Origin of the sequence: Pantoea sp. 1B4, assembly GCF_016925765.1 — a bacterium.
GTDB lineage: Bacteria > Pseudomonadota > Gammaproteobacteria > Enterobacterales > Enterobacteriaceae > Pantoea > Pantoea agglomerans.
Genome location: NZ_JAEUWZ010000001.1, coordinates 1,155,133 through 1,167,942, shown reverse-complemented (window position 1 = coordinate 1,167,942; position 12,810 = coordinate 1,155,133). Strand labels below are relative to the sequence as shown.

7 protein-coding genes and 1 pseudogene are annotated in these 12,810 nt (G+C 52.3%); 4 read left to right on the top strand and 4 right to left on the bottom strand.

The annotated features are described in order from the left end of the window. Positions 1 to 46: 46 nt before the first annotated feature. Both JNO11_RS05670 and JNO11_RS05665 read right to left on the bottom strand, forming a co-directional pair. Complete coding sequence (locus JNO11_RS05670) at positions 47 to 1,942, bottom strand: methyl-accepting chemotaxis protein (RefSeq protein WP_325177054.1); 1,896 nt, start codon at positions 1,940 to 1,942, stop codon at positions 47 to 49. Between the two features lie 191 nt (positions 1,943 to 2,133). Continuing rightward, on the bottom strand, positions 2,134 to 3,243 hold the full coding sequence (locus tag JNO11_RS05665) for a suppressor of fused domain protein (protein WP_033771207.1): 1,110 nt from the start codon (positions 3,241 to 3,243) through the stop codon (positions 2,134 to 2,136). 656 nt (positions 3,244 to 3,899) lie between these two features. On the opposite strand from JNO11_RS05665, the gene JNO11_RS05660 reads away from it, so the two are divergent. Both JNO11_RS05660 and JNO11_RS05655 read left to right on the top strand, forming a co-directional pair. Continuing rightward, positions 3,900 to 4,115, top strand: coding sequence for a hypothetical protein (locus JNO11_RS05660; protein WP_325177053.1), 216 nt, complete (start codon positions 3,900 to 3,902; stop codon positions 4,113 to 4,115). A 238-nt stretch (positions 4,116 to 4,353) separates the two neighbouring features. Beyond that, on the top strand, positions 4,354 to 5,616 hold the full coding sequence (locus tag JNO11_RS05655; protein WP_325177052.1) for an AIPR family protein: 1,263 nt from the start codon (positions 4,354 to 4,356) through the stop codon (positions 5,614 to 5,616). Positions 5,617 to 5,957: 341 nt separating this feature from the next. Here the strand turns inward: JNO11_RS05655 and JNO11_RS05650 are convergent, their stop codons facing one another. Both JNO11_RS05650 and bglX read right to left on the bottom strand, forming a co-directional pair. Next, positions 5,958 to 6,830, bottom strand: a complete 873-nt coding sequence (locus tag JNO11_RS05650; RefSeq protein ID WP_325177051.1) for an oxygenase MpaB family protein — start codon at positions 6,828 to 6,830, stop codon at positions 5,958 to 5,960. 96 nt (positions 6,831 to 6,926) lie between these two features. Beyond that, a complete protein-coding gene (gene bglX / locus JNO11_RS05645) occupies positions 6,927 to 9,224 on the bottom strand; it encodes a beta-glucosidase BglX (RefSeq protein WP_325177050.1) in 2,298 nt (765 codons plus the stop codon). Positions 9,225 to 9,379: 155 nt separating this feature from the next. Here bglX and dld point away from each other — a divergent pair, with 155 nt between their 5' ends. Then, complete coding sequence (gene dld / locus JNO11_RS05640; protein WP_010260312.1) at positions 9,380 to 11,083, top strand: D-lactate dehydrogenase; 1,704 nt, start codon at positions 9,380 to 9,382, stop codon at positions 11,081 to 11,083. 293 nt (positions 11,084 to 11,376) lie between these two features. Further along, positions 11,377 to 12,775 (top strand): annotated as a pseudogene (locus tag JNO11_RS05635) (OprD family outer membrane porin). Positions 12,776 to 12,810: the final 35 nt, after the last annotated feature.

Genomic DNA, 12,810 nt, shown 5'->3' with positions numbered 1-12,810 from the left:
TGAAGCAGAGAGAAAATCAGGCCAGCAAGGCTGGCCTGGAGAGGGATTACAGTCGGAAGCTCTGAACCACCCGCTCAAGCTGAGTGCTCTGCGATTCCATCGCCTGCGCGGCAGCAGAAACCTGCTCCACCAGCACGGCGTTCTGCTGCGTGGTGCCATCCAGCTGGGTAATCGCAACGTTAACCTGTTCGATGCCCAGGCTCTGTTCGCGGCTGGCTGACATGATTTCACTCATCAGCGTTGTCACACTGCTCACGCCCTTCATCAGCTCATCCATGGTCTGACCCGCCTGCTCGACCAGCGCGCTGCCGGTATCGATGTTCGCCACCGACTCTTCGATTAACTTTTTAATCTCACGCGCAGAGTTGGCTGAACGCTGTGCCAGATTACGCACTTCCGATGCCACCACCGCAAAACCGCGACCCTGTTCACCGGCACGAGCGGCTTCTACTGCGGCGTTCAGCGCCAGGATATTGGTCTGGAATGCGATGCTGTCGATCACGCTGATGATATCGACCACTTTACGGGATGAGTGATGAATCTCGCCCATGGTGGTGACCACCTGACGGACCACTTCAGTGCCACGTGCGGCCACCTGCGAGGCATCACCCGCCAGCTGGTTAGCGTGAGTCGCGTTGTCGGCGTTCTGACGCACGGTGCCGGTCAGTTGCTCCATCGACGCGGCCGTTTCTACAATCGAGCTGGCCTGATCTTCGGTACGGGAGGAGAGATTGGCGTTGCCGCTGGCAATTTCCCGCGACGCGGCGGTGATCGCCAGCGCGCTGTCGCCCACCTGCTGGAGCAGCCCCTGCAGATAGCTGATGAACTGGTTAAAGCTCTGCGCGACGGCGTTGAACTCCGGGCTGTTGCTGGCTGGCAGACGCTGAGTCAGATCCGCACCACCGGTCGACAGCGCTTCGATGTTGCTGTTCAGCACGTTAAGACGTTTCATCATGGCGCGGACAAAGCCCAGCGACACCAGCAGCAGGATTACCGCCAGAGGGATCTGCACCAGACCCAGGCGGGTCAGCATGTTATGCGACTGCGCTTTCAGCAGGCTGGTTGGCAGGCTACTGGCGAGATACCACGGGCTGCCAGGAATGGCCTGCACGAACAGCGTCTGCTCGCCTTCACTGCTGTCATAGGTGGTTTCCAGCGGCTGATTGCCAACACCGTTAAGCAGCGTTTTCAGCGGTGCTGCCATCGGCATCTGCACGTCAGCCAGGTTTTCGAGCTTCGGTGCAGCATTCACCAGTGCGCCATTGCCTACGACTTTACCGTCAGCTTCGACGATCAGGACGTTGCCCTGAATGGTTTCACCCATCTGCTTCGCCAGCTGGTTAAAGAACCCCAGCGTCACGTCGATGGTGGCGACACCCCAGGCCGTGCCGTTTTTGTAGATAGCCATCGCACAGTTGGTGCGCGGCTGCGGGCTGGCGGCATCCTGATAGGCTTTTGCCCAGGCACACTGGCCTTTTGGAGCGGCCATGCCATCTTTGTACCAGGGTTGCTCCCAGTATTTGTCAGCCGCGTCGGAGTTCCAGTAAGTGTTCACCTGCAGTTCATTGCTGGTATTACGGGCAAAGAAGCTGCTGTCCTTCTCTTTGGCCGGATCACGACGGTTTGGCAGTGGCCAGATCCCGCCACCAAACACATTGCTGTCCTGATACTGGTTAACCAGCGTCGGTAACAGGGTGTCGATAGTGGCGCTGTCCATGACGGATGCGGCTTCGGTAATGGCGCGCTGCTGGGCCTGAACGCGGTTCATCTGTTCAACGATACCGGAAGCCAGCGAATCCACCTGATAGCGAACCAGACGGCTTTCGCTATCGACCAGCTGTGGCGCGACAAACTGATTAATAACCCAGACTGTAACGAGTAAAAGCGCAACAAAGAACGCGATCATTGTTGCGGTGAAGCGGGATTGTGTTGTTTTAAACATCTTCGTTCCCCTGAACCTGGTGCGGCGCGATTGCCTGATCGGGTTTAACGGCGCGGCAAGCGGGAACTTGAGATGAGCAGGATCACATATTTAAGAAATGTTTGATTTTTGTAAAAATTTAATTTCAGAGCGGAACTATCACTTCCCCGGCGGGCGCCGGGGAATGGGCGAACAGGTGCATTATTGCTGGCCTACTCTTCTGAACTGACGACCTGCTGGCGCGGGCGGAAGATGTGATTATTGCCATCCGCCGTTAACAATTCCCGTAACTTCTGACCGCCATGTTCATCCGCCTGCGCGAACTGCCGTTCCGCTTCCGTAATCGGCGTAGTCCAGAGCAGAGTCGGGCGATCGCCGTCGCGTTTTGGCAGCGAGAACTGCGCCTGATCGGTTGCCAGCTCATTGGCCAGCAGGAAGCTTTCAAAGCCGACGGGGGCCACTTCCGACGCCAGCGTATGGCCCTCGCCCAGCCAGGTCAGCCGCGCCCACGGCAGATGCACGAACTCCGCCAGCGCGCTGGCCATCTGCACCGCGTTGCCTTCGGTCATGACTTCACCGTCAACCGCCATGCCGAGTTCAATGCGGCGATACTGCGGTGCCAGTTCATCAAACAGATAATCGACCTGCGGCATCGGCCGGATGCTCATGCCGATGGTCAGGAAATACCAGACGCCCTGATGCCAGTGCTGGGAGATTGCCATCGGCGGCCAGCTGCCCTGATCGATAGCGTAATACTTCACTGACTCGCCAAAGCGCGCCTGATAGCAGGCCATCAGATCGTTCTGCACCTTATCCCACTCGCTGCCGTCGTGCCATTCGCGCCAGAACTGACGCTGATGCTCTGCACGGGCGTAGTAGTCATTGGTTGATGCCGATCCCAGCGGTGCCGTCAGCCGGTTCTTTTTGATGCAGCCCGCGGAGAAGCTCACCTGCTTCTCCTGATAGAGACTCCAGCCGGGGATCACCGCCAGCAGCTGGCCGTAGTACCACAGCGCCGCGCCATCATCGCTCGGCTCCCATAGCACCTGCAGACCAGCTGGATCCAGCGCGGGTTCCGATTCCAGATTACGGCAATACTCGGCGCTGAGCAGCGGCGCTATGCCCTGCTCCATCGCCTCGCGATCTTCCTGCGCCGGTGCCGGCAGCAGGTTTCGTAGCCAGCAGCCGCGTACCGCATACTGGCTGCGGAACAGGTCGGTTGGCCAGATGTAAAAATAGGCAGTGCGCTCATCCTGTTCGACAATGGCGGTCAGGGTGCGCTGCTGATTGTGGACTTCAGCAATCAGGGATTTGTACGTCATAGTGCCTCGACAAAGCCTGGAGGAATCCATTTTCCCCGAGAATAGAGCAGGATCCTGGCTGCGGCTATCTGAGACAAGGGTAATAGTCTCAAAGTGTGGGAGTTGGAGACGGGGGGAGGTTTTCGATGAGATGCAGCACTTCAGGCATGTGGCCATTGTCGGTCTTAGATACTCCTTTAAGCTTAAAGCAGCGATTCTCGTCTGAATGAAAATAGTTAAGTTTTATTGAACATATGAGTAGCACTTTTGCCCGTAAAAGGCGATGATAGGATTTTTCCTAAGGATACCTTTTAATGAGTTAATTGAAATTAAAAATTTGAGATGATAAATACCCCATTGCTCTAGCTCGCTTTTTAAGCGCTAAAGTGTGACGATATTCATGATGAGATAGATTTGTTTCTTACGTTTAATGTTGTCTGGCACAGTGTTGTAGGAGTGATGTCAGCTTCGGCCTCATAGTACACGTTGATGTACAAGAATGTCCGAAAAATAAATTTTCGTGTAGAGGATGAAGATATTATCACCATTGAAACTCAGATTTGCTTAGATAAAACTTACATAATTGAATAAATATACAGATAAGATTAAAACCCAATGTTATTAACGAAATCTTTATTATTTATAAACTTTAATCTAAAAAAAAGGATACTGAAATAATGAGTGAATTCACTAACTCCCAAATAATAATGGAAAAAATAATCAAGGAAGAAGCAGCAGAGCAGGGTGCACATTTTTCAGATTACTTTGAATTATATACTGCATCACAGATACTGAAGGATTATGATGTAACATATTCAGACATTGAATATAGCATAGTTGGGGATGGTGGAGATGGCGGTGTAGACTCTTTTTTATACATTCCTCAATGGTGAACTAATAAAAGAAGATACTGATTACTCTAAATCCGGAAAACATAACAAAATTGAAGTTGTTATCATACAATCAAAAACATCTAAGAAATTTGGCGAAGATGCAATTATCAAATTCAACGAAGTAACTAGAGACTTATTCAATATATCTGCGGATATAGGTAGCGAAACTTTAAAAAGAAGATATAATGATGATCTTAGAGGAAGAGTTTCTATTTTTAGAGATGTCTATAGCAATTTAATGAAGAACTTTCCTGATTTAACTTTCTCATATTATTACTCAACTCTGGGAGAAGAAGTTCATCCTAATGTTGTCGATAAAGGGAACCCTTTAAAAGAAACAATTCTAAGAATGTTTACAGGTTCCAAGTTCTCATTAGATTTTGTCGGTGCAAGTAATTTAGTTGAATTAAACAGGAAGGTAAAAAGCACATCACGGATGATGGAGTTAGCTGAATCGCCTATTGCAACAGTTACTGGTAGCTATCTTTGCCTAGTTAACCTGAAAAAATACTACGAGTTTATTTCTGATAACGATTCTCTTTCGAGAAGCATTTTTGAGTCAAACGTGAGAGATCATAATGGAGATGTTGTAGTAAACGTAGCTATTCAAGAAACTCTGACCTCAGGTAAGGAAGATTTTTGGTTTTTAAATAATGGTGTGACGGTAATCACATCAAAAGCTGTTCTCTCAGGTAAAACCTTAACTATAGAAAACCCGCAAGTGGTTAATGGACTACAAACATCACACGAAATTTATAACTATTTTTCTAATTTGGAAGAAGATAACCATGAAGTAAGAAATGTATTGGTTCGTGTTATTTGTGAGGGTAATGCTGAATCGAGAGATAAAATAATAAGGGCAACTAATAGTCAGACTAGTATCCCTCCGGCTTCCTTAAGAAGTGCAGACGTAATACATCGTGATATAGAGGATTTCTTCAAAGCTAATGGTTATTTCTACGATCGAAGAAAAAATTTATACAAAAATGAGGGCAAGCCTGCCTCTCGCATCGTATCTATACCATACTTATCACAATGCGTCATAACTACTGTTCTTCTTCAACCGAATAATGCAAGGGCAAGACCCTCAACACTAATAAATGACAATACGCGATATGGACAAATATTTAATAAAAAAAACCCGCTTGCACTTTATTTGAACTCTTACTTGATTTTAAAAAAATGCACTGAACTATTGAAAGCCTATGAGTTTGATAGCAAAAGAGACTTTAATAATGTAATTTATCACACAGCAATGGCTGTAGTTTTTAAATTAGCTATCGCTGATGGCAAACGGGATGACATCCCTAGATTTGTTGGTGAATTTGATAATAGCAGGATTACTAAGGAATATTTTGCAGAGGTCTTCTCTTTGGTATGGACTGAATATGATCTATTAGGTGGTGACGACACTACAGCTAAAGGAACAGAATTTGTGGCCAATATTGTTAAAGCCCTTACTGAACCAACTGAAGCCGAACAAAAGCCCCAAACACCCTAGCAATCTTTATTAAAAGGGGGGCCAACTTAAAGTTAGAAATTTATCATGACTTAAAAAACTTTAAGCTCAGTAGATAATTTCGTTCAATTAGTCGCCCCCATTGATCATAAAGTATGTTCAGGGCTAGCATAACTTGCTGTCTATAACTTAACTCAACTTTCTTTAGCAATGTTTTTTTTGACAAAAAGAGAACATTGCGACTTAAGTCAAGTAGCCTATTATTGCTAAACCCAATAAGTTAACGTCTGCACAAAAGCACCTGCCCGGGCCCCGGTATCTATCACTGCGGTTGAGGAATCTTTTATGGGCTACATCAATCTATCCTTTTACAACTAAACACCTCACCCCACCCTTCCCATCCGCACCATTGCCCGATACCAGGCTCCGCGCTGAATCGACCACCTTAATCCCACCGCAATCGCATTAATCTTCCGGTCAATGATCGCCTGCTGAAAGCGGCCGATCTCCGTACCGGACATTGCCTGCGCCCAGGCTGGCATCAGCCCGAACCCTGACTTCAGCATGATTTTCATCACCGGTTTTGCCTGCCAGCTGGGTGCGGGGGCATTCATCAGCAATCGCGTCACTTCGGCAGTGCGATGATCAAAGCGCAGCTCTGAACGCATCTGTTGCAGATAATCCGCGACGTCGACAACGCTTTTCGGTACCTTCTCCGCCCCCAGCGCTTCGGCAATCTGCGCCGCTTCCTGATAGTACTGATCCTGCCCGGCGCGGGTGAGGTGTGGATTTTTGTAGCGCAGATGGGCGGCCAGAAAACGGCTGGTCTCCGCCACATGCACCCAGGTCAGCAGATGCGGATCGCTGGCGGCATAGGGTTTGCCTTCGCTGTCGACGCCGCTGACTTTCAGGTGAATGCGTTTCACCCGGTCAATCAGCGTCTGTGCATCCTGCGAATTACCGTAGGTGGTCACCGCGATAAACTGACTGGTGCGCCGCAGGCGGCCCATCATATCTTCGCGGAAATTGGAGTGATCCCAGACGCCCGCCAGCGCCGCCGGATGCAGCATCTGCAACAGCAGCGCGCTGATCCCACCGCACATCATGGAGGTGAAGTCACCGTGGACGCGCCAGATCACGCTGTCCGGGCCAAACAGGCCGGGATCGCCAGGCGGTTGAGAGAGGTCAAATTCATTCATCGACAGGCCGTTAAGGCGGAATACCTGCTGCTGAATGCGGTCACGCAGATTAATCATGATGGCTCTGATAGTGGATATGACGCGGCGCGCCGTAGCAGGACGCTAACGACGCGCCGCATCACCTTCCCCTGACGTCAGGGGAAAGGCTGACGGTTATAAATAGTTGAACTGCCCATCCTCGGTACGAACGGAATCGAGTCCAATCATCACGTTGAATGTGCCGGGTTCTGCAACATGCTGCATCTGCTGGTTCCAGAACTTCAGCGCATCCACGTCGATTTTAAAGGTCACGGTTTGCGACTCGCCCGCTTTTAGCATGATGCGCTTAAAGCCACGCAGCTCCTGCACCGGACGGCTGATGGAAGCGACCGGATCGTTGAGGTACATCTGCACCACCGTCGCGCCATCGCGTTTACCGCTGTTGGTCACGGTCACGCTGGCTTCAATGCTGCCGTTACGCGGCATAGTCGGTGAGGACATTTTTACCGGCGACACGGTGAAAGTGGTGTAGCTCAGGCCGTAACCAAACGGATAGAGCGGGCCATTAGCCGCGTCGTAGTAGTGCGACGTGTATTTGTTCGGCTTAGCAAAGTTGTAAGGGCGGCCAGTTGGCAGATGGTTGTAGTAGATAGGAATCTGACCCACTGAACGCGGGAAGGAAACCGGCAGCTTGCCCGACGGGTTGTAGTCGCCGAACAGCACATCGGCGATGGCGTTGCCGCCTTCGGTGCCGCTGAACCAGGTTTCCAGCATCGCATCGGCCATCCGATCTTCATTCACCACTGACAGCGGGCGTCCGTTCATCAGCACAATCACCAGCGGCTTACCGGTGGCTTTCAGTGCTGCTAACAGCTTCTGCTGGCTCGGCGGGATCACCAGGTCACTGCGGCTGGAGGCTTCGTGCGCCATACCCTGCGCTTCGCCCACGGCGGCAACCACCACATCGGCCTGCTTCGCTTTGGCAACCGCGTCATCAATCAACTGCTGCGGTGAACGCGTATCCACGGAAACCGCCTGCTCATAGAGGTTCAGGAAGTCCTGAATCCCTTTGTTATCGGTAACGTTGGCGCCCTTCTCATAGAGCAGCGTAGCCTTGCCTTCGGTGGCATTGCGCATGCCCTGCAGCAGCGAAACGGATTGCTTCGCCACGCCAGCGGCGGACCAGCTGCCCATAATGTCGCGCTGACTGTCTGCCAGCGGACCAATCAGGGCAATGGTGCCCGATTTTTTCAGCGGCAGCGTTTCCAGGCGGTTTTTCAGCAACACGATGCTCTTACGCGCGACGTCGCGCGCTTCAGCCCGGTGCAGACGGCTTTCCGCATTGGTGTCCTGCGGATCGCTCTCTTTCGGACCTAAATGGCTGTAGGGATCGTTAAACAGGCCCATGTCATATTTGACATTGAGCACATGGCGCGCCGCATCGTCAATCTCTGCCATGGTGACGTCGCCGCTCTTCACCAGAGCGGGCAGATACTTGCTGTAATATTCGTCGCTCATGCTCATATCGACGCCCGACTTCAGGGCGATGCGCACCGCTTCCTGCGGATCGCTGGCGACGCCATGCTTGATCAGCTCTTTGATTGCGCCATGGTCGCTGATGGTGATGCCTTTGAACTTCCACTTATCGCGCAGCAGATCTTTCAGCAACCAGCTGTCCGCCGTGGCGGGTACGCCATTGATCGAGTTCAGTGCCACCATCACGCCGCCGCTGCCGGCATCCAGTGAAGCTTTATAGGGCGGCAGATAGTCCTGGAACATGCGCTGCGGGCTCATGTCCACGGTGTTGTAATCGCGTCCGCCTTCCACTGCGCCATAAAGTGCGAAGTGCTTCACGCTGGTCATCACGCTGTAGCGATCGGCAGCACTTTTGCCCTGCATCGACTGCACCATGCTGCGACCCATTTCGCTGGTGAGATACGTATCCTCACCGAAACCTTCGGAGCCACGGCCCCAGCGCGGTTCACGGCTGACATCCACCATCGGCGCCCAGGTCATGTTCAGGCCATCATCGGCCGCTTCATAGGCAGAGACGCGCCCCACTTCTTTCACCGCATCCAGATCCCAGCTCGACGCCAGCGCCAAAGGAATCGGGAAAATGGTGCGCTGACCATGAATAACGTCGTAGGCGAAAAACAGCGGGATCTTCAGGCGGCTGAGCTGCATCGCCTGATCCTGCATCGCGCGGATATCCTGACGGGTTACGGTATTAAAAATCGCGCCAACCTGACTCTTCTGAATCATGTCGCGAATCACTTCTTTCGGATTATCAGGTCCGACGCTGATTAAACGCAGCTGGCCGATCTTCTCGTCCAGCGTCATTTTTTTAAGCAGTTGGTTGACGAAGGCATCCCGCGCCTGTTCGGTCATCGGGTGGTTACCTGGCACTGTCTCAGCCAATGCGGGTTGCATCGCGAGGGAGACAGCGAGACTAACAGAGTAAATCCATTTCATCAGGTTGGGTTCTCTTAAGTAACTGCGCAATATCGAATAAACAGGCGGCAGTGTGCCACAAGATGAGAATAGCAGGTAGCTGCCGCTGTCACACTGCGTTGAGGTGAGTTGACGTGCTACAGTTAGGACGCACTGATAAGACAAGGGAATTGCTCATGATACAAACCTCTGCCCTGCTTTCTGACCTGCGCCGCCTGGTCGGCCCCACCCATCTGCTGACTGAACCTGAACAGACCGCGCGCTATCGCAAAGGCTTTCGCTCCGGCGAAGGCGAGGCGCTGGCGGTGGCGTTTCCCGGTACGCTGCTGGAGCTCTGGCGGGTACTGCAAACGCTGGTAAATGCCGATGTCATTATCCTGATGCAGGCGGCGAATACCGGCCTGACCGAGGGCTCGACGCCGCATGGCGACGATTATGATCGTCCGCTGGTGATTGTCAGTACCCTGCGGCTGGATAAGCTTCAGCTGATCGACGAAGGCCAGCAGGTGCTGGCGTTCCCCGGCAGCACACTCTATCAGCTGGAAAAAGCACTGAAGCCGCTGGGGCGTGAACCCCACTCGGTGATTGGCTCCTCCTGCATTGGTGCCTCGGTGCTGGGCGGCATCTGTAATAACTCCGGCGGATCGCTGATCAAACGCGGACCGGCCTACAGTGAAATGGCGCTGTTTGCCCAGATTGATGCGCAGGGAAAACTGAAGCTGGTGAACCATCTCGGTATCGATCTTGGGACGTCACCGGAAGAGATTCTGGGGCGGCTGGATGATGACCGCTGGCAGCCCAAAGATGTGCAGCACGATGGCCGTCACGCCTCCGATCATGAATATGCCGACCGGGTTCGTGAAGTGGATGCGGATACGCCCGCCCGCTATAACGCCGATGCGCGTCGCCTGTTTGAAGCCTCCGGTTGTGCCGGGAAGCTGGCGGTCTTCGCGGTGCGACTCGATACCTTCGCCAGCGAACCGCAGCAGCAGGTGTTTTACATCGGCACCAACGAGCCCGGCGTTCTCAGCGATATCCGCCGTCACATGCTGGCGCATTTCACCCATCTGCCGGTGGCGGGCGAATATATGCACCGCGACATCTATGACATTGCGGAAGTCTACGGCAAAGATACCTTCCTGATGATCGACAAGCTGGGCACCGACAAGATGCCGCTGTTTTTCACGCTGAAGGGGCGGGTTGATGCCTGGCTGAGCAAACTCTCTTTTGTTAAACCACACTTCAGCGATCGCCTGTTGCAGCGCCTGAGTAAACTGTTTCCGGCGCATCTGCCGAAACGCATGAAGCAGTATCGCGACAAATATGAACACCATCTGATGCTGAAGATGTCTGGCGACGGCGTGGCGGAAGCGCGTAACTATCTGCGCGACTACTTCCGTGAAGGCGGTGGCGAATTCTTCGAGTGTGAAGGCAAAGAAGGTGCGCACGCCTTTCTGCATCGCTTCGCAGCGGCGGGTGCGGCGGTGCGCTACCACGCAGTGCATTCTGATGAGGTCGAGGACATTCTGGCGCTGGATATCGCCCTGCGTCGTAATGATGCGGACTGGTTCGAAACCCTGCCCGATGAGATCCGCGCCTCGCTGAGCCATCGTCTCTACTATGGTCACTTCTTCTGTCATGTGTTTCATCAGGATTACATCGTCAGAAAAGGCGTCGATGTGCATGCGCTCAAAGCTCAGATGCTGGAGATTCTTCAGGCGCGGGGCGCGGAATATCCCGCTGAACATAACGTCGGACATCTTTATCAGGCCAAACCGCAGCTGGCGGCGTTCTATCGCCAGCTCGATCCCACCAACAGCTTCAATCCTGGGATTGGCAAAACCAGTAAGCAAAAGGGATGGGCGGTGAAGCAGGTTTAATCGCCTTATGGATTAGCCTGCTTATCTGAGCAGGCTGATTGTCATACAACCGGGAGGCCCGTTCGCACCACCAGCTTCCCATTGCAACAGTCCTGCCAATAGCTAACATTTTCATCAGAAAATTAATCTCCCCTCCCATATTGCACCTGCTTTATTTTATCTCATCGGGTTCTGCGCAATAGTTCACAAATCACCACGCTGCCAATTGATAATTCGCGTCGCGAAAAATAGATTAACGCCACAATAATAATATTCTGCTTAATTATCCGGATTGCATTCAGGGAGGAATAATCATGCGAAAAATTAATTACGCATTAGCGTTAGTTGAAATAGCCACCGTATTAATAGCGTTAACTGCAATAAGTTCATCACCGGCTTACGCCAGCGGATTTATTGAGGACTCATCGCTTAAAGGTAATGTTTTTTTACTGGCAGCGTCAGCGAGATCGCAGAGACACCAATCCCGCTAGTGAATATCAGGGGCAGTATCGGGCTAATTTACATCATGCCTCGCTCAACAGTAATCTCGACTATCAGTCAGGCTATGCCGGAGAGTGGATTGGTCTGGACCTCGCGATTTTCGGTGCTGCTGAGCTTTCCAACAGCGGCCCCGCCGCACCCAATGAAATTGGCTTCAGTAAGGCGCGTACCCGCTGGGATGAAAAGTGGAATGGCGACAGCGGCGGTGCTTCTGTTTATAAAGCCGCACTGAAATTAAAATATAACGATTACTGGTTGCGTGCCGGTTATATTCAGCCAACCGGCCAGACAATTATTGCGCCACACTGGAGTTTTTTACCCGGAACTTATCGCGGCATCGAAGTCGGTGCGCTGTATGATTTCCAGCAGGCTGGTACATTATCGCTCTCCTGGATGTGGAGCGACAAATATAAAGCGCCCTGGTATCGTGATTTATATAATTTTCGCCAGGCTGATGGCAAAACATCTGTCAGCTACCTGCATTCGTTCGGTATGAAATATGACTTCAAAAATAACCTGGTGCTTGAGGGCGCATTTGGCCAGGCGGCGGATTATATGGATCAATATTTTGCCAAAGCCTCGTGGTCAGCCACGCCCGGTGGCAATGCACTTTACACCAGCTATCAGTTTTATGGGGCGCACGACAAAGTAGCGGGCGGTGCCGCTAATCCCCGTGATGTCTATGACGGCCTGGCCTGGTTACAGGCGATCACGGTCGGTTACACCGTCGGCCCGGTTGATCTGCGCCTGGAAGGCAACTGGGTCAAAGCAGAGGGGAATCAGGGCTTCTTCCTGCAGCGCATGACGCCAGGCTACGCCAGCTCCAATGGACGACTGGATATCTGGTGGGATGCCCGTTCCGACTGGAACGCCAATGGCGAAAAAGCGATCTTTGCCGGGGCGATGCTCGACTTAACGCCGTGGCAACTGGCGGGATGGAAAGTGGGCGCATCGTACGTCTGGGGCTGGGATGCCAGACCCGCCACGCTGCCCACCGTTGACCAGAGCCAGCGGCTGAAAGAGTCCGCCTGGAACCTTGATCTGAGCTATCAAATCCAGCAGGGCCGCGCCAAAGATACCCTGTTTAAACTGCATTACACCCGCTACGACAATCACAGCAATCTGCCCAGTTACAGCGGCGGTTACGGCAACATTTTTCAGGACGAGAAGGACATCAAATTTATGGTTATCGTGCCGTTTACGCTGTTCTGACGCCCTGCAGACTCCCGGATATCTCTTCAGCAGCA

Coding starts and splice junctions, on each gene's coding strand:
- JNO11_RS05660 (WP_325177053.1), top strand. CDS start 3,900: ATGAGTGAATTCACTAACTCCCAAATAATAATGGAAAAAATAATCAAG.
- JNO11_RS05665 (WP_033771207.1), bottom strand. CDS start 3,243: ATGACGTACAAATCCCTGATTGCTGAAGTCCACAATCAGCAGCGCACC.
- dld (WP_010260312.1), top strand. CDS start 9,380: ATGATACAAACCTCTGCCCTGCTTTCTGACCTGCGCCGCCTGGTCGGC.
- bglX (WP_325177050.1), bottom strand. CDS start 9,224: ATGAAATGGATTTACTCTGTTAGTCTCGCTGTCTCCCTCGCGATGCAA.
- JNO11_RS05650 (WP_325177051.1), bottom strand. CDS start 6,830: ATGATTAATCTGCGTGACCGCATTCAGCAGCAGGTATTCCGCCTTAAC.
- JNO11_RS05670 (WP_325177054.1), bottom strand. CDS start 1,942: ATGTTTAAAACAACACAATCCCGCTTCACCGCAACAATGATCGCGTTC.
- JNO11_RS05655 (WP_325177052.1), top strand. CDS start 4,354: ATGAAGAACTTTCCTGATTTAACTTTCTCATATTATTACTCAACTCTG.